Consider the following 23,463-nt stretch of genomic DNA (forward strand, 5'->3'; position numbering starts at 1 on the left):
CAATTGTCGTAAATTAGTAATTTGGCATTAGACTAAAGTCTATAGGTTAGATTTATTCACTTATTAGGTTTGTTTTAATCGTTTGTCGGTTTTGTGTTAATTCTCTAAAGTTCAGTTGTCGGCAACAAGCACGGCTTAACCAACAGGACTACGACCATGAAACTTACTCTTATCAAAACTATCGCTCTTAGCTCACTACTTACATGTTCAGCTGCTGCAATGGCTGAGCAAAGTGATTACAAATTAATGGTTATTGAAACTGCAACAGCGCCACAGCCACTTGAGCAATCATTTAACAGCTGTGCACTGAATGTTAAGTCAAAAAATTATGCAGAAGCTGAAACAATTTGTACACAAGCAATCGCGCTTTTAAAAGACGCAGATGGCCCTAAATTTAAAGTACGCCAACTTACATCGTTTGCATTAAGCAATCGTGGTGTTGCACGTTTAAAAGCGAACAACGACACTGCTGCACTTGCTGATTTATATGAAGCATCAAAATTATCTAACAGCACAATGGTATCGCACAACTTATCTCGCGCTAAAGAAGATCTTTCATTATAAGATTTATTAATAAAGTGCTTACTAAAGCATGATATAAAATAGCGACAGTACAAAAAAGCCATGTTAGGTTTACTCCTAACATGGCTTTTTTGCGTTTTAACAACACAAGTTTACGGACTTACTAAATAATAACTAATTTAATATTACGGATTAATAAAAATGGAACTTACAAGCAGCTTAACCATATTTGAAATTGGCGCGATATTTTTATCAATTACGGCGTTACTCACCTATGTGAATCACCGTTTTATTGGCTTGCCAACAACCATTGGTGTAATGGTCATTTCGATGGTGGTTTCTATTGCGGCTATATTTTTGGGCTTTTTAGGGTTTGATGATCTTATAGATTACGAAGTGAGCTTGCTCGATCAGTTAGATTTTACTGAAGTTTTGCTTGATGGCATGCTCTCTATGCTGCTTTTTGCTGGGGCGCTGCACGTAAATGTTAGCGATTTAAGGCGCTATAAATTGCCAATAGGCATTTTAGCCTGTGTGGGTACGTTGCTATCAACGGTTATTATTGCTGGCGCGCTTTATTTAGTACTTCCTTTGCTTGGTTTTGATTTAGCGTTTATTTGGTGTTTACTGTTTGGTGCATTAATTTCGCCAACCGATCCTATTGCGGTAATGGGAATTTTACAATCTGCGGGTGCGCCTAAAAGTATTGAAACCGTGATTGCGGGTGAATCGTTATTTAACGATGGTATTGGCGTGGTTATTTTTGTGCTTTTATTGGGTGTTTTATCAAGTGGTGATATTCCTACAACCTATTATGTAGCGCACACGCTGGCGGTTGAAGCGGGTGGCGGTATTGTTTTTGGTTTGGTATTAGGTGGTATTTTATATTACTTACTCAAAAGTATTGATAGTTATCAAGAAGAAGTACTACTTACTTTAGCGGGCGTTATTGGTGGCTATGCACTGGCAAGCCATTGGCATTTGTCGGGCCCACTTGCAATGGTAATGATGGGGTTAATGGTGGGCAATCATGGCCGTAGTATGGCTATGAGCGACAAAACACGCCATTACGTTGATTTGTTTTGGGAGCTAATTGACGAAATTTTAAATGCCATTTTATTTGTACTCATAGGGCTTGAAGTCGTCATGATTGCATTTTCGAGTAATTTATTTATTGCTGGTGGCTTAACAATTTTAATCGCCTTACTCGCACGTTTAATCGTTGTGGGTATAATAACCACTACATTTAATAAGCAATTAGAGTTGCCATCTGGCGCATGGAAAGTTTTAACCTGGGGTGGCTTGCGTGGTGGTATTTCTGTTGCATTGGTATTGCAATTACCTGATGGGAACGAGCGCGATATTTTATTAGCTCTCACTTATGCGGTTGTGGTGTTTTCTATTTTAATTCAGGGTTTGAGTATTGGTAAAGTAGCCAAAACTATCCGTTAAATATAATTTTTTAAAAGCGTGTGAAATAGCTGTATTTCACACGCTTTTTATTTCCTCTTATAAAAACAAAAAGGGAAGTGTGTGTTTCAAAACAGTTAATTCATTAATGATGAAAAGTTACTAGAGTCGAAATTATAAATACATGACTTAGTATTGCATGTGATTAAATGTATAAATTTTTTTGATTGTTATTCAATTACACTAAGGCAAGATGCTTAAAATAAAACGGACCAAATAAAAGCATAAATAATTATATACGTTCTAAAATGCAAGATAGCTATTTCAGACACAAGGGTTGGTGCGTAAGCTACTTAAATATATAGAAAAATGCTAACCGTATTAGACTAAGGTCTATAGGTTAATTTTCTTCACTTATTAGGTTTGTTTTAATCGTTTGTCGTTTTTGTGGTAATTCACTAAAGTTCAGTTGTCGGCAACAAGCACGGCTTAACCAACAGGACTACGACCATGAAACTTACACTTATCAAAACTATCGCTCTTAGCTCACTACTTACATGTTCAGCTGCTGCAGTAGCTGATGCAAGTGATTACAAATTAATGGTTATTGAAACTGCAACAGCGCCACAGCCACTTGAGCAATCATTTAACAGCTGTGCACTGAATGTTAAGTCAAAAAATTATGCGCAAGCTGAAGCAATTTGTACACAAGCAATCGCGCTTTTAAAAGACGCAGATGGCCCTAAATTTAAAGTACGTCAACTTACATCGTTTGCATTAAGCAATCGTGGTGTTGCACGTTTAAAAGCGAATAATGACACTGCTGCACTTGCTGATTTATATGAAGCATCAAAATTATCTAACAGCACAATGGTATCGCACAACTTAACTCGTGCTAAAGAAGAATTATCTCTATAAGGTCTTTTTATAAAGTGCTTATTAAAAGCATGATATAGATAGCGAGAGTAAAAAAGCCCATAATAGGTTAGCGCCTAATATGGGCTTTTTTGTGTTTTTTGGGTTTATCGTACGAGATTGAATGATGCCTAAGTTAGAGTGGTTATATAATGAATGTGCTAGATAAATCAGATTATACAGAAGATTGCTGGTTTATAAGATAGGATAAACTATATTCACGAAGGTAGAAAATAATGAGAAGCCCCACAAAACCCGTGATGATTTATGAACAGTGGGTACAATTTTTTGAAACCATATTGGAAAATATTAAAATTACGTAAAGCCTGACTTAAGCTCAGGCTTTACGTGTCAGTAATGACCAGAGAAAACGTTAAAGACAATAATTAAAAATTACCTTCACATAAGATGAGTTGGCCTCCGCGAGAGCATGTTTGCATCATAGGCGGGTAAACTGTAGTTGATGTTTCTGTTACATTGCCATCGTTATCAGTTACTTTTAATTTAACTTCAGAGGCTGATGTAATATCAACATGACTTTTGGTTGTACTTTGGCCATTTACCCATTTCTCTACTTTTTGAACCTCGCCATCTCTATCGCTAAATGTAAATTGAGCAACTATAACCCCTGCAGCATAGTATGTGGTATCTGTTCTGCTATCGTAACTTTCTTCTACATAATGTCGGTTGATACTTGCTTTTGGAGTATATTGACAGGATTCATTTGATATTGTTTCGTATGCAGAATTAGGCAAGTTACTACTACAACGGTAGTTTTTCCATGAACCATTATCATATTTGTCCTGAATTATTGTATACCATTGGCTATAACTTTTAGAAACATATTCACTCAAAAAATGACCATCAAATGTACTACAGCTTGCTAATCCGTAATAGTATTCTAATTGATTTGTTGTTGTTTCACATTTTACTTTTTTATCACCAGCAGCAGATGCCAAAAATGGCAATGCGAACAATAAAGACATAGTTGTTGAAGTTAAAAATTTCATAGTTACGTACCTGTATAGAAAACAAGCCTTTATGTTATCGAATTGTTTATTTTTTGTAAAGTGGGTGGCGCATTAATTTGAGGCTAAATTTTTAACTATATTAAATCGATTTTTGCATATAAGAGCACGATGTAGTTATTATCCGCTCGATTGATTTACCAAGCGCTGAAAAAGAAATTGCAGCTATAAAGCTCGACGATATGAAAAATGGAATGTCGAATCAGTATTTAGATTTTTGGTCAAAACGTCCACTACCTGATTATCCACAAATTGCTGACATACCAGTAACTGTTATAGCCTCAGTTAAAAAATATAAAAGTCCATCGGTATTATTTTTTACCGACAAAGCACGTGAAATGTGGGGCGACTTACATTCAAAGTGGGCTAATGCATTTCCTCAAGGTGAAATAGTAATAACAAATAAAAGCTATCACTACCCGCAAAATGATGAGCCAGAAATGGTTGTAGCCCAAGTAGTTAAGTTGCTTGAACGTACTAAATAAGGTGTTGGTTTGGTTGCTGATTGTATAAATACCAATTGCCGTAAATTAGTAGTTTGGCATTAGACTAAAGTCTATAGATTAGATTTATTCACTTATTAGGTTTGTTTTAATCGTTTGTCGTTTTTGTGGTAATTCACTAAAGTTCAGTTGTCGGCAACAAGCACGGCTTAACCAACAGGACTACGACCATGAAACTTACACTTATCAAAACTATCGCTCTTAGCTCACTACTTACATGTTCAGCTGCTGCAGTAGCTGATGCAAGTGATTACAAATTAATGGTTATTGAAACTGCGACAGCGCCACAGCCACTTGAGCAATCATTTAACAACTGCGCACTGAATGTTAAGTCAAAAAATTATGCACAAGCTGAAGCAATTTGTACTAAAGCAATCGCACTTTTAAAAGACGCAGATGGCCCTAAATTTAAAGTTCGCCAACTTACGTCATTCGCATTAAGCAACCGTGGTGTTGCACGTTTAAAAGCGCATAATGACACTGCTGCACTTGCTGATTTATACGAAGCATCAAAATTATCTAACAGCACAATGGTATCGCACAACTTATCTCGTGCTAAAGAAGAGCTTGCTCTTTAATAATAACTTTATAGCCATTGATGGGCTGTTACGTTTTCGAGAATAACAAAACCCCACGTTAGGTAGTACTTAATGTGGGGTTTTGCATTTAAAACACATTCGTTTACAAAAACCACCTACTATGCAAACCTCTAACTTTAGGTACGTATAGCCTGAATTAGAAAGTAACAGCTCCTTCTCGTTGTGCTTAATTAATCTGAACTCTGGATAATAAATCTATCTCGAGCAGCTATTTTCAGCGCTAACTGCGTTTAATTTACTTGCAATAGGCCAGCTATTGACGCGTAAATTCGTCTTGTTTCCACTGAAAATTTCTGGCTAGAGAAAATAAACTTAAATATCATTATAATTCAATGTTTTAGTAAATATCTTAACCAGAGTTTAGGTTAATTAACAAATGTAAGTGCTTAAATTAACATTCCATGTAATGATATAGGTACAGGGCATGTTAACTTGTTGCCATCCCCCCATAAAAACTCAATAAATTTCTGTTGTTTAAATTAATACCAACCTGCATAAATCTTTGAGCATTTTAACGAATTACATTGCACTATAACGTCGTTAAAAATTTTTTATTTAGAACAACTAGATAAAAATTTTAGCCTAGTTCTAGCGTGATTTTCTTAACGTTAAATAGATCTCATATATAAGCAGATTGGTATTACTTATTTTTTATAAAAATAATTCATTTAATTTATAACAATATGATTTTTAATAATAATTAAAGTACAAAAAAGGAAGTCTTTGTATGTTTTTTAAAAAAAGTCAGTTAGCTATTTCATTAGCGTTTACGCTAGGCCTTGTTGGATGTGGCGGCGATGATAAAGCGAGCGTTGCAGAGCCCGTTGCAGAGTCTGTAGTAGTCAATGCAGACCCCGTGAAGGTAGACCCAGTAGAAGTTAACACCATCTCTCTTACTGGAAAGGTTATTGATGGCTATGTATCTGGTGCAATAGTATGGCTAGATATTGATGGCGATGGTATTTTTGACGAGCAAACAGAACCTTCTGTAGTCTCTGAAGAATCGGGTAATTATAGTTTTAATTTTACAGAAGAGCAGGCGCTGTGTGTGCCGTATTCAACTATGTATGTTGATGTACCTGTTGGCGCAATTGACGAGGATTTAGGAGAGGTGACACAAGCGTATCAAATGTCATTTCCGCCCTCAATTGAGGCTTTGACTGATGAAGATATTCGAAATATATCCCCTTTAACAACCGTTATTTGGGAGCAGTTGAGCCTTCAATTACAAAAAAGTGGTAACAATAATTTAAGTTGTGATGCACTTAAGGAAAATATTGAGCTACTTGCAAACCTTCAAAGCGAAATAACAAATGTAATGCAAAACTTGGTTGCGCATTATAATTTGTCGACGGAACAAATTTACTCAGATTTTATCGCTACTAACGACAGCGACGCTTACGACAGAGCACAAGCAATTGTTAAGGGGTTAAAAGCGGCCTATAAATTCAAGCAAGAGCTAGATGCTCAGTTTCCTGATGCAGAAGAAGTAAGAGCAGTGATTTACCAAGACACAGCAAAAGATGCAGAGTATGGGTTTGAAAATGCATGGTACCGCGACAAAGTTATTTTTGCGGGCACTGAGTTTTTTCATGAGCAAGTAAAGCTTAAAAATACAGACGAACTCGATAAAATTGATTTTATTTTAACTCAACTTCAATCAATAGATACGCCTTGGGGCGAAGAGTCGTTAAATGGAAAATTAAGAGTTAGAGATGATGTATACATTAACGTCGATCGTACTTACCGATGCTCTAGTATTGAGAACGTTAGTTTTGAGAAAAGTAATGTGCGTTACAGCGTTGATAATACAAGCCCGTCGGTTAACTTCCCAACAGCGGATGAATGCGTTAGTTCTAATTTAGATACACCGTTCGAGCGAGGTTTTAGCATTAGCTATACTGAGTCGGGATCGTTTTACCAAACTGACTTTGCCTTTAGAGAGGAAAATGCCGACTTTCAAACATTATCTGATTGGGTAAATGTTAAAGACAAAGCTGCTGATTTAGACACTCAAGATTTAGTTACTGTACTCGCTGCTATGCCCTATAAGTTTGATGACGAAACATCTATTGATGCTAGCTTTTGGCGTAAATACAAAACCACAGACAACGTACGTATTATTAAAACAATTGAAGGGCAATGGTTTAGAGAGACTCGCCGAGAAGATGGAACAACGCTGTATGAATGCGGTGAAAACGGTGTTGATTGGGGGCCATGCGAATAGTTTCTCCTTAAAGTATGAATGTTAATTATTTATGCTAATTAACCTGAACTCTGGATAATAAATCTATCTCAAGCGGCTATTTTCAGCGCTTTGGATAAAACGACAAAATGTTCAACATTAAAAACCACGTTAGGTTAATACCTACCGTGGTTTTTTGCTTTTAACTAAAGGTCCTTATAAATCATTTGGTTATGTGGTTTTAACCTCAGCTGTAACGCATGTAATATTGGTGTAATAGTAAGATTTTATCCCGTACGCTAAAGTATTTTAGAAGGAACATATTTAAAAATACTTAAATGATCCGTGTTTAAGTTTTTAAGGTGTTCGGGGTATTAATATCTAGGAGAAAACTACAATGCAGCAAGAAGCAATAACTAAACTTAAAAACCGTAACATTAGTCACCTCAAAGCCGATTTAGCGTGCGTAAAAGCAATAGCTCAAGCTGCTATAAATGTTGAGCTTTTCACTATTCCGATTTATATGGTATCGCTTTATTCTATAAAGGGAATGCATCAAATTAACAGTGCCGGAAGTAAACTTTACACTGGGCGCTGGTGGCCAGGCTCTGGTGCAACGGCCGCAACTAAGGAAAAACCACTAACAACCAATGAAAATGTGTTTAATAAGGTATACAGCGTTTTTATTGAAGAGATGTTGCATCTACAGTTAGCTTCTAATATGGCTAGCACGATAGGTGTCACGCCTATTTTTACAAGTAAAGCATTACAAAGCGACGATTATGGTTGGCATTGTTATAAAGCAAATTCAACATTAATACCGCATATCTTAGATTTTACAGACTGGAAGGGCAAAGATCCTGATTTAAGTAAGTTAACAGTAGAGCTGAGGGCAATGAATGAGGCGCAGGTCGATCTTTTTTTAGCGATTGAAGAAAAAGCTGAGCGTGGACATGAGATGTTATTTAACCCTCCAGTAAAGCGGAAAAACGGCGATGTGGGAACGAAGTATTTTGAATCAGCGCCATTTAATTGGTTTACACCGAGTATGGGAGAAACTGATTTACCATTATTTGGCTCTATTGGTCATATGTACTTGTGTTATTGGGATTACTTAGAGATTACTTATTCCGATGGTAGTCATTTACTATCGCACTTAATTTCACCTGCAAAAGACAATGGCTTACAGCGAGATCAATTTAATAATACCCCACCGAGAGAAGCTAAGCAGTATCCAGGTATTAAAACTGAAATAGAATGTACAACTCAAGATTTGAATAACGTAAAACTACAGCTCATCAATAATATTAATGCTATTACTGACCAAGGTGAAGGTGATGATGTGGTTAAAACGATTATAGAGCGTTGGGTAACCGAGCCTTGGGCGGTTTCGTTTGAGAAAGCTCAAACAAAAAAAGCGGGTATGCTCAGTAGCGTGCAATCTAAGTTTCAGCCGAGTAAAGAGGGCTTAATTAAAGATTACCCAGGGTATGATGATCAAGGTAATCCTACAGCGGCTGCATCAGGCTCTGCTCAAGCGCGCTTTGATAATGGGGGGAAAGATCATTTTGAACTATTCGACGAAGTTAAAAGCTTAATAGCTAAAGATGATTATATTACCTGGGATGTATGGCATGAAAATAACCCAGATAAACCTTGGAATGATGCAATGCTAGGTATTGATGGTGCACCTCACCTACCTAAAACATCCGATATTGCAGCGGCTTTAAATCGATTAGGTTCACCAGCAGAAATAGATAATACGTTTACTATTTTTAGCTCTTCTGCTGTTGGTACCATTAAAGGAATTACAACATCACTGAACAAATATTGGGCTGATCCTAAGTCACAATTTCCTTCGCCTGCGATGGGTGGCTCTGGAGATCGTGTTTCTATTTGTTGGGCTGTTACGGGCCGTTGTCCTGATCTAGTTACAGGCATTGAAAATCAAACAAAACAACAGTTGTATCATGCGTGTCAAGGTATGGCGATAGATGAAAGTAGTGGTGATGATAAGAATGTGTGTGCTGATAAATTGGCGTATCACAGCTGTAAAGGGTCGAACGAGTGTAAGACACAAGGTGGTTGTGGCTTTGTGCAAAGCGCAACGGGTGGCGGTAATTGCGGTAGTTCTGCGGCAGCAGGATTAAAAAGCGCGCCAGCAGATAATTTATGTGGCAGTTTGGGAGGTTGCGCTGTGCCTATTTCAGCATCACAACTTTACCCTGCACAAAGTGATGCTAATTATGAAATGCAGTTATATAAATTTGGTGAAGCCCCACACTTTCATGCACAAGAAATACAATGGCCAGAATTAGTTGCAAGAGATATGTTACCTCCTACTGTTGTTGAAAAAAACTCTATGCCTTATCACCAAGGTGAAGCTGTTTACGATGTTGCATGGCGCAGCTACTGTGCTGCAAAAGGTTTGGTGAAAGTGCAAGGTAGTGGCCATAATAAATCCATTCATATTCCTTCATCGCCGGCACCATCTGATATTCGTTTGGTATTACCGCCTTCAACTTAAGCGATTTTTTCAATAGCAAAATTAGTGTAATCAATTCAGTGCACCATTACACAGCTATAAACCGTAAGGCTCCTTTATGGGGGCTTTACTCATTTATAAGGACCAACATTTTGACGAAAAATATGCTTAATTTAGAGCCATTGGGATTTGGGGTTGGATTAAGAACACAGCATTTCCCTTATCTCATGAATGAAAAAGACTGGGGGATTGATTGGTTTGAAATAATTAGTGAAAATTTTATTGATAATTATGGCTATGCTCGTCACGTATTAGAAGAAGTCCGTGCAAAAAAACCGATTGTAATGCACGGTGTGTCAATGAACATTGGCAGTACAGATCCCTTAAATCAGGTATACCTTGAAAAGCTAAAAAAACTTGCTCATGAAATCGAACCTGAATGGATTTCAGATCACCTTTGTTGGACAGGTACAATGGGTGTTAATAGTCACGATCTTTTACCTATGCCACTAACTAAGGAAAGTTTTCAGCATGTGGTTTCAAGAATTCATTATGTGCAAGATTTGTTACAACGCCCATTAATACTTGAAAACCCTTCTAGTTACTTAGAATTTCAACAAAATACTTTTACTGAATGGGACTTTTTATCAGAACTAGTTAATCAAACTGGCTGCGGACTGTTGCTAGATGTAAATAATGTTTATGTGTCATCTTATAATCATGGTTATGACCCTGAAACATTTATTAAAAATCTCCCTCATGATCACATTGTGCAGATACACCTAGCAGGACCCACATTAATGGGGGACTGCCTTATTGATACGCATGACAGACCCGTGCCTGAAAAAGTGTGGTATTTATATCGACTGGCTCAGTCACTTGCTGGCGGTAATATTGCTACTTTACTAGAATGGGATGCCAATATACCTGACTTTCCTACGTTAGTGACTGAATTGAATAAAGCGCGTTCAGTTCTTAGAGGTGTCATGCCAAGCACAGATAATATTTTTAGTACAATGAATGACACAATAGCACTCTCTACTCCAATAGTCCGTTAAATAACATATGGTTAGATTAAAGTATGAATGAAGTAACGCTGAAGAAAACACAAGAATGGATGATGACGATGTTAGTTGTACGTGGCGATCTTAGAGAAAAAGTGATGCAAGCTTCTGCACATACTGATTTATCTTGGGAGTTATTAACCGAAGGTAAAGAAAGATCAACATTTTTTCGCCGCTTAAACATATATGCTGCAGGGTATGTTATGCGCTTAGTTGAATGCTTAAAATCTGAATATCCAACTCTTGAGAGCTTTATGGGGGAAACAGTTTTTGCAGATTTTGCAAAAGCATACATTGTTACTCTTCCCTCGGAAAAGCCAAGCTTGTATGACTTAGGTGCTGGATTTTCACTGTTTCTTCAAAGTACTCGCCCAGAAGGTAATTATAGCTCTGAGGAGGAAGCCTTTTTTTCTTTGCCGGCTGAAATTTCTCGTGTTGAGCGAGCGCAGGCGGAGGTATCATTAGCTAAAGGATTTGAAGGAGAGCAAGATGAACTCGCTGTATTAGATTTTTTTTCGATACTACAACAAAAGCTTACTGTAAAAACACCTCCTTGTTTACGTTTAGTTGAATTAGCTTACCCAATTATACCATTGATGGAAAAGCTCCAATTACATGATGGATATGATATGCCTGTAGCAAAATTAAATTTTGTCGCTTTGTCTCGTATTAATTATAAATTAAGTACATTAGCGCTTGAATCTTGGCAGTTTGAATTTTTAAAAGTGTGTGAGCAAGAGCCTCTTTTATCAAATTGTATTGAAATTACGTCAAAAGTCACTGGTTTAGATAAAGGTGATTTATTAGCGCGTTTATTGTTCTGGCTGCCCAACGCTACTGTGCATGGATTACTTAAAGTAACTTATTAATATAATCAAAAATATCACTTTATTCCGGCTTTTAAATTACAGCTTAAACTCTATTTTATTTATTAAACACTTTTTAATCTGTTTTTTACCTAGCATTACTGTAAAATTATCGGCTTAACATTTGTATAGCAATGTTTACAATTGTTATTGCTCGTTAAGTATTTAAACTAATTTAAGTAGAGCTTATGATTTTTTACATTATAGGGTTAAGTTTACTTGTTATTATTTTATGCGTTGCGCTTTATGTAATTTACAGCAATATAAATAAAAGTCGAGTAAGAAAATCCAAGGAATACAACGTACTGTTTGATAAAGACACGATAGTGGATGATTTAATCACTCAACTAACAGAAAAAAATCAAACACAAGAAAACCAAGATAAAACAGCTAAAGGTAAAGAAGAAATCCTTGCAACATTTGTTGAGTTACATCGCTCTGGTAGCTTTTGCGCACATTTGAGTGAACAGGAAATTATTTACTTTGTGAAAAAGAAATTAAACATGGAGAGTAATAAAAATGGATAGAGAAAAAGCAGTCCCAGCAGTAAAAAGTGACTCATTTATGAGTCGGTTTGGTCGTCGTAATGTAATTATAGTGTCATCAATTGTTGTTGTATTGGCGGTAATTGCAACGCTTACATCGCAAGTTGTTTCGTGGAATGAAGCCGATGAGCGTTTAGTACATCAATCGGCTTTTACAGGTAACTTAACCGTAATAAATCAAGCCGGCCCTTATTTAAAAGCGTTTGGTAGTACATCTGCTTATAAAAAAGTAATTTCGATTAATTTTACGGGCGATGCCGGTGCAACAGCAAGCGCAATCGTGCCGTTAATACCAATTCGATTTTTAGATACCACAACGGGCGGCGCACGAGGTGTTTCTCGTTTTAGGTTACCAGGCAATGTACCAGCAGCTGAGTCGGGTGCTCTACGTGGTTTACTTAAAATACACGAAGAGTTTGGTTCACAAGAAACATTAATATCTAATTTATTAATGCGTGCAACCACTGAAAATGTAAAAGCATCGGCGCGTATGATGTCGGTAGAGCAACATTACTCTGGTGGTAATGGTCAATTAAGCCAAGATTTTGCTGATCAATTAACCAACGGTATTTTTGTTACTGAACAAATTATTAGTACAGGTGAGCGCGATAAATCTGACGATTTAGGTAATTTAAGTAAACAGCAACGTGTCACTATTAATATTAAAGTGGACGATGAAGGTAATACATTGCGCAACGCACCTATTTTAGGCGCTTACGGTATTACAGTAGTTGATGCCAGCATTATTGATATTGACTACGAAAGCAAAGTAAATGCTCGCCTTGAAGCCCAAAAGCAAGCAGCTGCTGATGAAGCACTAGCGCGTCAAAATCTTAAAAAAGCTGAGCAACAAGCACGTACTGAAGTGGCTTTAGGTGAACAAGCAATTGCTAAGCAACGTGCTGAATCTGAAAAGCTAAAAATTAAAGAGCAAATTGATGCTGAACGAATTAAGGCAAATGCCATTATTTCTGCGCAGCAACGAGTGGCTGTAAAAGCGGAGCTTGCAAAAGAGCAAGAAGAGATTTTAAAGCAACAACGTTTAGAAGCATTAGGTATGGATGTTTTAGCTGAGGCTCGTTTAAGAGCTAAGTCTGCTGCACTTGATCCAAAGTATGTATTTGATGAAACGCTAAAAGCAGAGGTTAAAATTCAAACTGCTTTATTTACAAGCTTAGGTAATAGCCGTTTAGTGCCTGAAATTGTAATAGGCGCAGGCCAAGGTGAGCAAAGCAATGGATCTGAGTTTATGCGCTTATTAGCCGCCGATGCAGCATTGAGTCTTAAAAAGCGTTTAGAAAAAGAGAAAAAATAAACGATTAGTTAAGTATTGCACAAACAATAAAAACGTTGGCTGATTCGCATTGGCCAGCGTTTTTTATTGCGTAAATTTTGTTATTGTATGGTGCGGCTTAGCTTGTGAAAACAAGCTTTTTAAATTATGAAATAAAAGAGTGAGCAGTACTTATGGATTCCAGTAATCAATTTATTTTAGATTTAGGGCAAGAGCATATTACCATTCAGCGACGATATGAAGCGCTGGGAGCATTTAACGATTTTTTGATTGCTGTGTGGTTTTTAATTGGCAGTTTTTTCTTTTTAAATGACTCACTAATAGAAAGTGGCACATGGCTGTTTATAGCGGGCAGTGCCCAATTGCTTATAAAACCTGTTTTGAAGTTGATCAGCTTAGTACATGTTAGTCGGGTATTTCATTCAAATAAAACAGCATAAACACGACTTATGATGAGTTCAGTTATTATGGCTAATAATTTACCAATATAAGTTATTTAAATATCAAGGATAGAGCATTGAAAGTACTTAAGTGGATTGCAATTGGCATTGCTACTGTATTAATTATAGGCTTACTAATTCCCGAAAAAATAATGATTCCGGTACAAGGTGCCACAAGTAAAGATTGGAACCATAACACGTTTTGGTACGAGCCTTGGGGTAGGTCGGGTGTGCACAAAGGAATTGATATTTTTGGCATAAAGAACACTCCTGTAGTTGCCTCAACAAATGGTGTTGTTATATTTGCAGGTGAGTTAAGCCGAGGTGGTAAAGCGGTTGCTGTACTTGGGCCAAAATGGCGCGTGCATTATTTTGCACATTTAAATGAGTACAGTGTAAGTGCTGGCGATACAGTGAGCATAAACAGTCAAATTGGTTTACTGGGCGATACTGGAAATGCCGCAGGGAAACAGCCTCATGTGCATTATTCTATTTTATCGTTAGTGCCCATGCCGTGGCTTTTTACAACGCAAAATCAAGGGTGGAAAAAGATGTTTTTTTTGAGCCCACATAAAAAATTAACGATTAAGTGACCATTGTATTTACTATAAAATGACCTTTTAAATTTAGCTGTTAATCCCGTATAAAATGGGCTTAACAGCTTCAAAGTAATAAATTTTAATTGTTAATACTGATTTTTCGTTTACTGCATTGCTACTGCGAGCTGGTGGTATAAACCAATACCAACAATCACATTAAACGGGAAAGTTACACCGAGTGAACTCAGCATAGCAAGACCAATATCGGCTTTAGGGATTGCCGCCTTTATTGCAGCGGGTGCGGCTATGTATGAGGCGCTGGCTACTAAGCTGCCTAAAATAACTACCGAGCCTAATTCTAAATTTAAAAGTGTGCCTACTGCTGTGCCAATCGTGCCTAAAAATAGCGGGGTGACGATAGCAAATACCGCTAGTTTCCAATGCTTCCAAGGGATAGGGCGTAGAGTTTGCGCGGCGACTAAACCCATTTCTAGTAAAAATAATGCAAGTACAACTTTAAAGCTACTGGTTAAAATACTAGTTACCTGGCTGCCTTGCACCGTGCCGTACATCATACCTATTACTACACCGCCAACGAGCAAAATTACGCTTTTGTTCGTGAGAGTTTCGTGCCAAAGGGCTTTTAACGACAGCTCATTATTTTGGCCGTTTTCTTTATCAAGCTTTCGGTAAAGCAATAAACCAACAATAATTGCAGGGAGTTCTAGCATCACTAAATACAATGTTACTTCTGCACCTACTACTAATTTAGCCGACTCGGCATAGGCGAGCGCAACAGCAAATGTACCAGCACTCACTGAGCCGTAATGTGCGGCAATGCTGGCGCTATTAGCAACAGAGAGTTTAATCACGTATTTTAAAATAGGGTAAAGCATAAGGGGTATAAGTGCACCAAGGAGCATAACCGATCCCATTTCGGGCAGTAGTTGCCAGCTTAAGTTACCGTGCAGCACCATACCGCCTTTTAAGCCGATAGTTAACATAAGCAATAAGCTTAATGTGTCGTAGGTGGCTTTTGGAATGGCCAAATCAGAGCGTAAAATACCCGCTACTAATCCTAAAATAAAAAACATAACAACAATATCTGGCACTGGCTTTCCTTACTAGTTGGTAAATTAAGTAGCGCTATTGTAGATAAAACTTTGTATAGTAAATAATAAAATAAATACGAGTTAGTTATAGATGTTTATCTATGGGTTGCTTATTAGATAACTATTATTAGGTACATTATGAGGTAGGTATGGATTTACGACATATATCGTTTAGGTTGCTTGAAGTATTTATGAGCGTGGTTAAAACGGGTTCAATAAGCGAAACCGCAAGGCGTTTACATCTAACACAGCCAACGGTATCGCTACAAATAAAGCGACTGCAAGAAGCGGTAGGCGAGCCACTACTTCTTATACAACAGCAAAAGCTACATGTGACCGATGCAGGACTTGAACTGTTTAAAATATGCCAACAGGTGTTTGGACATTTTGAAGACTATCAAGATTTTTTAACCGAGCTTAATGGTGGATCGCGCGGCCGTTGTAAAATTGCAATGGTTAATACGGCGCAATATATTTTACCAAAACTACTTGGACCTTATAGTAATTTACATCCCCATGTTGAGCTCCCGCTTGAAATAGGTAACAGGGCTGAGGTACTTGATAGGTTTGAGCGAGGAGAGGACGATATTTATGTATTTAGCCACCCGCCGTCGCTTGAACACGCACAAGCTGCGCGTTTTTTGCATAATCCACTGGAATTTATAGTGCCGCTAAACCACCCGTTAGCTCATGTAAAAGCCGTTAAATTAACTGATTTAATGCAGTATCGTTTTTTACTACGAGAAAATGGCTCAGCAACACGTATGTTATTTGAAAGCGAGTTACAAAGCCGAGGGTTAGTGCTGAGCGATAGCGTGCAAATGGCGAGTAATGAAGCAATACGCGTCGCGGTTGCATCGGGGATGGGCATTGCGGTTTTATCACGCCATGTACTTGCAACAGACGATACTAGTTTTAAAATTTTAAACGTAACCAATGCACATCTGGCGAGTCATTGGTATTTTGTAATGCGAACAGATAGGCACATATCGCATGCTGCACGTAACTTTTTAAAGTTTGCGCAGCAGCACATAGAGCAATATTTAGATACGCAGTGGGTGCGCAATGAGTTACATAACTTAGATTTAAACTAGATTTAAATTAGGTTTAAAGTTAATTAATATCCGGTGTTGAGTCTCTTAAAATAAGCTTTGGCTGAAACACGTGCTTTACTGTTATGCCGCTCTTTTTATAAATATCTTTAAGTACTAAGTTAGCCGCAGCTCGGCCCATTTCGGGAACTGGGTTATCTATTGTAGTCAGTGTTGGGTAGAGGTAATTGGTAAAAATTACGTTATCGAACCCAATAATGGCTAAATCTTTTGGTAGGTTAAAACCGTGTTCGCGGGCGTATTTCATGGCACCCGATGCCATTTCGTCATTGGCACATACAAGGGCGGTTATTTGCGCTTTGTTTTGAATAAAATGCCTTAAGCCGTCGCTGCCGCCGGTTTCTTTAAAGTCGCCTATGTAAAATAGCTTTTCGTCAAAGGTTAGGTTGTATTCTGCTAATGCCTGTTTGTGACCTTTTAAACGATTTGACGCATCTTCTTTAAACTGTGGGCCTGCTATGTACGCAATGTTTTTATGACCTTTGTTGATCATGGCTTTAGTGGCTAAGTAGCCGCCCATTACGTTGTCGAGGCTAATGCAGTTTTCTTCAATTTCTTTAACGTAGCGGCTCATTAAGTAAATAGGGGTTTTGCCTTTACTTAACTCAATTAGATACTCGTTTGATACCGCTTCTACGTGGGCAATAATAGCGTCGCAATTACGGCCTATTAAAAATTCAAAACCGCTTTTTTCTTTTTTCTCGTCACTGTGCCCAGGCGTAATAATAACGTGTTTACCCGCAATACGAAGGTGCTCTTCAATGGCTGACATCATTTGACCAAAAAACGGACCATCCAACTCAGAAACTAAAATACCGACGCTGTTTGTAGTGCTAGACGCCAAAGAGCGAGCAATAGAACTTGGCTGATAGCCTAGCTCTTTCATTGCTTCTAATACCTTTTTTTTAGTTTTTTTGCTTACGTAGTCGTTGTCGTTAAGTACCCTTGAAACAGTTGATAAAGACACACCTGCCATTTCTGATACTTGATAAATTGTCGCCATTGATGTCCTAGCTTATATGTGTTTTTAATCGCGCTTTATAAAATATAAAGTGCGAAGGGTCATTAAAAGTTAATTTACACATTACTGCGTCTAATTGCTAAGTCTTCTGTTATTTTTTGCGTCATCGCTGAGGTTAGTGGATAAATAAGCATCAATGCAGCGCCTAAAAAAGCAAATGCGGCAGGTATCCAGCTCATAAGTAGCTGCATACCAGGTAGGGCTTGCGTAATTGTTAGCTCATCCATGCCGTTATAGCCGTAGCCTGCAAGTACCACTAATACTAAAGCACCTGCAAAACCACCACCGGTTTTTTGCACAAATGTACCCGCAGAATAAATAAGGCCAGTAGCGCGGCGTTTGTTTTTCCACTCTGAATAATCGGCTGAATCGCCAAGCATACTAAAAAATAATGTTGGCATCATCGCGGCAAAAAATTCAGCAGCGCAACCAAAGGTAAATACAGCGACCAGGTTATCGCTAGGCACCCAGTAAAATGCAGTAGTGAGTATGCCGCTTAGCATTAATGATGCTATAAATAGGTTTCGTTTACCCATAATTTCGGCCAGTTTACCCGTGGCAAGTGCGCCTAATATAGATACAACCAACAAGGCAATAAAGTATTGCCCAGCCATAAGTTCATTGGCTACGTGGTACTTAAAGTAGTACGCAATTACACCGTATTTTATGCCATTAAACATCATGGTTAAAAAACCAATGCCGAGTAACACCAACCAAGGTTTATTGGTCAGAAGATCAACCATATCGCGCTGTGATCCCGTTAAACTTTGCTTATCTTTATTGAGTAGTTTTTTAATAACGAATGTCATTGCAGCCATAACAAGGGCAAAAAATACGCCGCTGTATAAATCGCGGTAATAAAAAAACAGGGTGGTAGCAAGCAAAGGTAGGATTATAAATGGCAGGCTTTTGGTTAAATCAAACAACTCTGATTTTAAATTCCCTTCATTTGAGGCGTGCGGTGTTACACGCTCTTTGGTGGTAGCAAACGTTATAATCATTAAAATAATAAGTAAGCTGGCAAATAAGTACATAGTAAGCTGATAGCCTTTGGCGTTGTCGCCGCCACCAAAAAATGCCACTAGCTCAGGTAAAAAACCCATAACCAATAAGCCACCAGTAAACGCACCTGCAAACCTAAAACCAGAGAGCTTTGTGCGTTCTGTATCGTCTGGTGTCATAACGCCCATAAGTGCCGAGTAGGGCACGTTACTTACTGTGTAAGCAAGCGTTAAACCTATGTAAGTTACGTAGGCATAAATAAGTTTATTGGTGGTGCTAAAGTCGGGTGTAGTAAAACACAACACCATAAACAAGCCCAAAAATGGTGCGGAGTAGAGTATCCACGGGCGAAATTTACCAAAGCGCGACTGCGTTCTGTCGGCAATCATACCCATAATAATATCGGTTACGCCATCAGACAGCCTTACCACCAAAAACAACATGGCAGCGGCGGCTGCCGATATGCCAAATGTATCGGTGTAAAACACCGCTAAATAAGCAAGCGCGCCGCGCCATACTAAGTTAGCGCCGGCATCGCCCATGGCGTAACCGACTTTTTCGTATAAAGGGAGTTTGTTCACAGTGTGTGTTCTTATTGTTATAAGCCGATAAATTATCGGCTAGTTATTAGGTTACTGTACGCTTTACCGCTGGCTTTAACAGTTCGTTTTTGTGTGTTGTAGTCTACGTGTACTATTCCAAAACGCTTTAAATATCCTTCTGCCCATTCAAAGTTATCCATTAGGCTCCACGCAAAGTAACCATCTACTTTTACGCCTTGCTTGGTTGCGTTATGTAGGGCATTTAAATGTTCGTGGTAATATTCAATACGGTCGTTGTCTTCTACTTCACCGTCTTTAAATTCGTCAGCCATGGCTGCGCCGTTTTCGGTAATATAAATAGGCGGTAGGGTGTATTTTTCGTTTAACGATACAAGTAATTCTGTCAGCGCTTTAGGATAAATTTCCCAGCCTATATCGGTCATTGGCGCTTTATGTGGCAGCTCATGGTAAAAGTCGGTTTCGCTTGCTTGATAATGCATGCGGGTATAAAAGTTAACCCCTAAATAATCCAGCGGTTGAGCAATTATTTCCATGTCGCCATCTAAAATATCTGGGCGGTGGGCGTTAGGTAATTGCTTAATAATATCAGGGTATTTACCTTGCATTACAGGCTGCATGTACCATTGGTTTATATAGTCATCAGCAAATGCAGTGGCTTTTAAATCGTCTTCACTTTGGGTAACTGAGTAACAAGGCGTAAAGTTAAGTACAATACCGTTTAGTGTATTTGGGCTATTTTTAGCAAGTACTTGCATAGCCAAACCGTGACCCAGTAATAAGTGGTGCGCGGCTTTGCGACCAAATTCGCGACCTACTATGCCAGGCGCATGTACGCCTATTTCGTAACCTAAGTAAGAGCTGCAAAAAGGCTCGTTTAAGGTGGCGTAAGAGTGCACACGTTCCCCAAATGCTTTGGTAATTAAATCTGTGTAATGTGCAAATTCGTAAGCGGTGTTACGGTTTAGCCAACCGCCTTCATCTTCAATATGTTGTGGTAAATCCCAGTGGTATAGCGTTACAAAAGCTTTAATGTTACGGCGTTTTAATTCATCTAAAATGTCGGTATAAAACTTAACGCCTGTCGGGTTTAAGTGACCGCTTTTAGTCATTACGCGCGGCCACGAAATCGAAAGTCTATAAGCGTCTACACCTAATGATTCAATTAAGTTTATATCGTCTTTCCAGCGAGTGTAGTGCTCGCAGGCTACATTGCCATTTGAATTATCGACTATTTTGCCTTCTTTACTGCAAAAGGTATCCCAAATACATGGCAAGCGATCAGCTGCGCCGCCTTCAATTTGAAATGAGGCCGTAGCTACACCATAAGTAAAATTTTTGGCTAAAAGTGGTGAGCCACTAGGTAAAGATAATTGTTTCATTAAGAGAAAACCTCTGCTTCTTTTTTGGTAAAGTTTGCTTTGTATAGAGCGTATATTAAATTCATTATTGGAAGCGCTTCCATATTTAATTTGATTAATCACTAAGTATGGTATTTAATAACTTTAAGGAAGCGCTTCCATATTTAGGTTAGTGGCTATTGTTAAACAGGTCAATAGTTAAATTTAAATAACAAATAGGCGCTCACAAAATCACACTGACACAACACAGGGCTATAAAAATGAAAAAAAGCTTAAACACTAACAGGTTACACATGCTCCCTATTTTAATAGGAGGATTGTGCGTTTTAAGTGGGTGTAATAAACAAGAGATTAACGCAAATAATAGCCAAGGCGCCGTAGCCAAAAAGGCTGAGCATGAACAAGGTGATTTATCACTTTGGCCAACGCTTAAAAGCAAAGTAATGAAAACGCCTGAAATTGAAAATACGATTAAACAATATTTAAAAACAATGACGCTTGAGCAAAAAGTAGCGCAGATGATCCAACCTGAAATCCGCGATATTAGTGTTGAAGATATGCGCAAATATGGCTTTGGTTCGTATTTAAATGGCGGTGGCTCGTTCCCGAATGCTAATAAGCATGCAACGCCTGCCGATTGGATAACACTTGCTGAGAGTATGTATCAGGCATCGGTTGATGACTCAATTGATGGCAGTAAAATTCCAACTATGTGGGGCACCGATGCCGTACATGGCCATAATAATGTGATTGGCGCGACGTTATTTCCGCACAATATTGGTTTAGGTGCAGCAAATAATCCTGCATTAATTGAGCAAATTGCAGCAGCTACGGCAATAGAAGTAATGGCAACAGGGATAGATTGGGTATTTGCACCAACAGTTGCGGTTGTGCGCGACGACCGATGGGGCAGAACGTACGAAGGCTACTCAGAAGACCCTGCAATTGTACGTGAGTATTCAGCCGCAATTGTAAACGGATTGCAAGGTAGAGCCGATGAGGACTTTTTAAGTGATAAACGCGTAATTAGTACTGTTAAGCATTTTTTAGGCGATGGCGGCACTGTAGATGGTGACGATCAAGGCGATAACATTGATAGCGAAGAGGTGTTATATAACATTCATGCGCAAGGTTATATTGGCGGCCTAACCGCAGGTAGTCAGTCGGTTATGGCATCGTTTAATAGCTGGAATGGTAAAAAAAATCACGGCAATAAATACCTACTTACCGATGTATTAAAAACAAAAATGGGTTTTGATGGCTTTGTTGTAGGAGATTGGAACGGACACGGACAAGTTGCAGGCTGTACAAATGAAAGTTGTCCGCAGGCTGTTAATGCGGGGCTTGATATTTTTATGGTGCCAACGGGTGCATGGAAACCACTTTATGAAAATACAATTAAACAAGTAAAAGCGGGCACAATAACAATGGCGCGAATAGATGACGCCGTAGCGCGTATTTTACGCGTTAAATTACGTGCAGGTTTATTTGATAAACCAAGCCCTGCAAATCGAAAATATTCAGGTAAATTAGAGCTAATAGGTGCGCCAGTACATCGCGATATTGCCCGCCAAGCGGTACAAGAGTCGTTAGTACTGCTTAAAAACAACAACCATTTATTACCGCTTAACCCATCAAGCAACATACTTATTGCGGGCGATGCGGCCGACAACATAGGCAAGCAATCGGGCGGTTGGAGCATTACGTGGCAGGGAACTAATAATCAAAATGCAGATTTCCCTGGGGCAACGTCTGTTTATGCGGGGCTAAAAACACAAATAGAGGCTGCTGGCGGTAACGCTATTTTAAGCCCAACGGGTGAATTTAATACCAAACCCGATGTAGCCATTGTTGTATTTGGTGAAGAACCGTACGCAGAAGGACATGGCGATAAGGACAACCTTGAGTTTGAACGTAACAATAAACGCTCTCTTAAAATATTAAAAACATTAAAGCAGCAAGGTATTGCGGTGGTGTCGGTGTTTATATCAGGCAGACCAATGTGGGTTAACAGCGAGCTAAACGCGTCAGATGCATTTGTAGCAGCATGGCTTCCTGGCACTGAAGGACAAGGCATTGCTGATGTTTTATTAGCGGATGAAAATGGGCAGGTACAGTATGACTTTAAAGGTAAATTGTCTTTCTCGTGGCCTAAATCGCCACTTCAAACCGCAGTAAATAAGGGCGATGCTGATTACTCGCCATTATTACCCTATGGCTTTGGCTTAACGTATAAAGATGAAAGTACGCTTGGCAATAATCTAAATGAAGACTCAGGTGTTGATATTAGTAACCTTGCGCCGTTATCTATATTTAATGGCAGCTTTAGAACACCGTGGCGTTTGTTTTTAAATTCAAACAGCGAGCAGCACCAAGTAGCAAGTAACAGTGTAAAGCTTGGCAGCATTACTTATCGCACTGAAGACAAAGCGATTCAAGAAGATGCGATGCAATTTAATTTTGATGGCACTGCAGCCAGCTATATCGAAATTAATAGTAACTTTACTGAAGACAAAGTGGCCTACAGTGAAGCAAATTCAGCCCTTAGCTTTAGCTATAAAGTAAACCAAATACCTAGCTCAGAAACATACCTTGCAATGAAGTGCGAACAAGGCTGTGGCGGCGAGCTTAATATTACCCGTGAGCTTGAAAATGCTACTTTAAATACATGGCAAACCATGAGTATAGATTTAACGTGTTTTGCTAAAAAGGGCGTTGATTTTGCCAGAGTAACCAGCCCTTTTATTATTAAAACGGCAGGAGAGCTTAGCGTTTCAGTTGCAGATATTAGCTTTGAACCACAAGGCGCTAAAAGCGCCGTGGTTAAGTGTGAAGAGTAAAACGTAAAAGTTGTTGTGTGTTGTCTCAAAGCCCTTAGTAATAAGGGCTTTTTTTAAAGA

Annotated in this window: 19 protein-coding genes and 1 pseudogene; 15 read left to right on the plus strand and 5 right to left on the minus strand. The window is 38.6% G+C overall.

The genetic code is table 11. The features are described from left to right. Positions 1-156 precede the first annotated feature (156 nt). From AOR04_RS07135 to AOR04_RS07145, 3 genes are all read left to right on the plus strand, one after another. On the plus strand, positions 157-564 hold the full coding sequence (locus AOR04_RS07135; RefSeq protein WP_096792882.1) for a hypothetical protein: 408 nt from the start codon (positions 157-159) through the stop codon (positions 562-564). Between the two features lie 159 nt (positions 565-723). Continuing rightward, the gene (locus AOR04_RS07140) at positions 724-1,974 is read left to right on the plus strand and encodes a cation:proton antiporter (RefSeq protein WP_096792883.1); all 1,251 of its coding nucleotides are present in this window, start codon (positions 724-726) and stop codon (positions 1,972-1,974) included. A 468-nt stretch (positions 1,975-2,442) separates the two neighbouring features. Beyond that, positions 2,443-2,850: a hypothetical protein gene (locus tag AOR04_RS07145; RefSeq protein ID WP_096792884.1), complete on the plus strand. Its 408-nt coding sequence runs from the start codon at positions 2,443-2,445 to the stop codon at positions 2,848-2,850. A 383-nt stretch (positions 2,851-3,233) separates the two neighbouring features. On the opposite strand, the gene AOR04_RS07150 is transcribed toward AOR04_RS07145, so the two are convergent. Continuing rightward, positions 3,234-3,833 (minus strand): hypothetical protein, encoded by a 600-nt coding sequence (locus AOR04_RS07150; RefSeq protein WP_149604853.1) that lies wholly within the window; start codon positions 3,831-3,833, stop codon positions 3,234-3,236. A 146-nt stretch (positions 3,834-3,979) separates the two neighbouring features. Between AOR04_RS07150 and AOR04_RS07155 the strand changes: the two are divergent. The 10 genes and pseudogenes from AOR04_RS07155 to AOR04_RS07200 form a co-directional block, all read left to right on the plus strand. After that, a pseudogene (locus AOR04_RS07155) lies at positions 3,980-4,360 on the plus strand (alpha/beta fold hydrolase); the annotation flags it as partial. Positions 4,361-4,548: 188 nt separating this feature from the next. Beyond that, positions 4,549-4,956 carry a hypothetical protein gene (locus AOR04_RS07160; RefSeq protein ID WP_096792885.1) on the plus strand — a complete coding sequence of 136 codons (408 nt, stop codon included), beginning with the start codon at positions 4,549-4,551 and terminating at the stop codon, positions 4,954-4,956. A 748-nt stretch (positions 4,957-5,704) separates the two neighbouring features. Then, entirely contained in the window at positions 5,705-7,204 is a 1,500-nt protein-coding gene (locus AOR04_RS07165) for a hypothetical protein (RefSeq protein ID WP_096792886.1), read from the plus strand. A 355-nt stretch (positions 7,205-7,559) separates the two neighbouring features. Beyond that, a complete protein-coding gene (locus tag AOR04_RS07170) occupies positions 7,560-9,689 on the plus strand; it encodes a ferritin-like domain-containing protein (protein WP_096792887.1) in 2,130 nt (709 codons plus the stop codon). Positions 9,690-9,799: 110 nt separating this feature from the next. Beyond that, on the plus strand, positions 9,800-10,705 hold the full coding sequence (bufB, locus tag AOR04_RS07175; protein ID WP_232525521.1) for an MNIO family bufferin maturase: 906 nt from the start codon (positions 9,800-9,802) through the stop codon (positions 10,703-10,705). Positions 10,706-10,728: 23 nt separating this feature from the next. Next, positions 10,729-11,580 carry an HvfC/BufC N-terminal domain-containing protein gene (locus AOR04_RS07180; RefSeq protein ID WP_096792889.1) on the plus strand — a complete coding sequence of 284 codons (852 nt, stop codon included), beginning with the start codon at positions 10,729-10,731 and terminating at the stop codon, positions 11,578-11,580. A gap of 185 nt (positions 11,581-11,765) precedes the next feature. Continuing rightward, positions 11,766-12,104, plus strand: coding sequence for a hypothetical protein (locus AOR04_RS07185; RefSeq protein WP_007375493.1), 339 nt, complete (start codon positions 11,766-11,768; stop codon positions 12,102-12,104). Further along, positions 12,097-13,437 carry an SPFH domain-containing protein gene (locus AOR04_RS07190; protein ID WP_096792890.1) on the plus strand — a complete coding sequence of 447 codons (1,341 nt, stop codon included), beginning with the start codon at positions 12,097-12,099 and terminating at the stop codon, positions 13,435-13,437. The genes AOR04_RS07185 and AOR04_RS07190 overlap by 8 nt, the downstream gene beginning before the upstream one ends. 152 nt (positions 13,438-13,589) lie before the next feature. Continuing rightward, entirely contained in the window at positions 13,590-13,856 is a 267-nt protein-coding gene (locus AOR04_RS07195) for a YrhK family protein (protein ID WP_033038340.1), read from the plus strand. A gap of 77 nt (positions 13,857-13,933) precedes the next feature. Next, the gene (locus AOR04_RS07200) at positions 13,934-14,449 is read left to right on the plus strand and encodes a M23 family metallopeptidase (RefSeq protein WP_033038338.1); all 516 of its coding nucleotides are present in this window, start codon (positions 13,934-13,936) and stop codon (positions 14,447-14,449) included. Positions 14,450-14,559: 110 nt separating this feature from the next. Here AOR04_RS07200 and AOR04_RS07205 read toward each other — a convergent pair whose 3' ends face one another. Continuing rightward, on the minus strand, positions 14,560-15,507 hold the full coding sequence (locus AOR04_RS07205) for a sodium-dependent bicarbonate transport family permease (protein ID WP_096792891.1): 948 nt from the start codon (positions 15,505-15,507) through the stop codon (positions 14,560-14,562). A 149-nt stretch (positions 15,508-15,656) separates the two neighbouring features. Between AOR04_RS07205 and AOR04_RS07210 the strand changes: the two genes are divergently transcribed. Continuing rightward, positions 15,657-16,601: a LysR family transcriptional regulator gene (locus AOR04_RS07210; RefSeq protein WP_096792892.1), complete on the plus strand. Its 945-nt coding sequence runs from the start codon at positions 15,657-15,659 to the stop codon at positions 16,599-16,601. A gap of 19 nt (positions 16,602-16,620) precedes the next feature. Here AOR04_RS07210 and AOR04_RS07215 read toward each other — a convergent pair whose 3' ends face one another. The 3 genes from AOR04_RS07215 to AOR04_RS07225 all read right to left on the minus strand — a co-directional run bounded on the left by AOR04_RS07215 (position 16,621) and on the right by AOR04_RS07225 (position 20,584). After that, a complete protein-coding gene (locus AOR04_RS07215) occupies positions 16,621-17,622 on the minus strand; it encodes a LacI family DNA-binding transcriptional regulator (RefSeq protein WP_010553502.1) in 1,002 nt (333 codons plus the stop codon). Between the two features lie 74 nt (positions 17,623-17,696). Beyond that, the gene (locus AOR04_RS07220; protein WP_033038334.1) at positions 17,697-19,223 is read right to left on the minus strand and encodes an MFS transporter; all 1,527 of its coding nucleotides are present in this window, start codon (positions 19,221-19,223) and stop codon (positions 17,697-17,699) included. Between the two features lie 32 nt (positions 19,224-19,255). Then, positions 19,256-20,584 carry a GH1 family beta-glucosidase gene (locus AOR04_RS07225; RefSeq protein WP_096792893.1) on the minus strand — a complete coding sequence of 443 codons (1,329 nt, stop codon included), beginning with the start codon at positions 20,582-20,584 and terminating at the stop codon, positions 19,256-19,258. A 239-nt stretch (positions 20,585-20,823) separates the two neighbouring features. Between AOR04_RS07225 and AOR04_RS07230 the strand changes: the two genes are divergently transcribed. Further along, a complete protein-coding gene (locus AOR04_RS07230; protein WP_096792894.1) occupies positions 20,824-23,403 on the plus strand; it encodes a glycoside hydrolase family 3 protein in 2,580 nt (859 codons plus the stop codon). The last annotated feature ends 60 nt before the right edge of the window (positions 23,404-23,463 follow it).

Origin of the sequence: Pseudoalteromonas sp. 1_2015MBL_MicDiv, from assembly GCF_002407505.1 — a bacterium.
GTDB classification, from domain to species: Bacteria; Pseudomonadota; Gammaproteobacteria; order Enterobacterales; family Alteromonadaceae; genus Pseudoalteromonas; species Pseudoalteromonas fuliginea.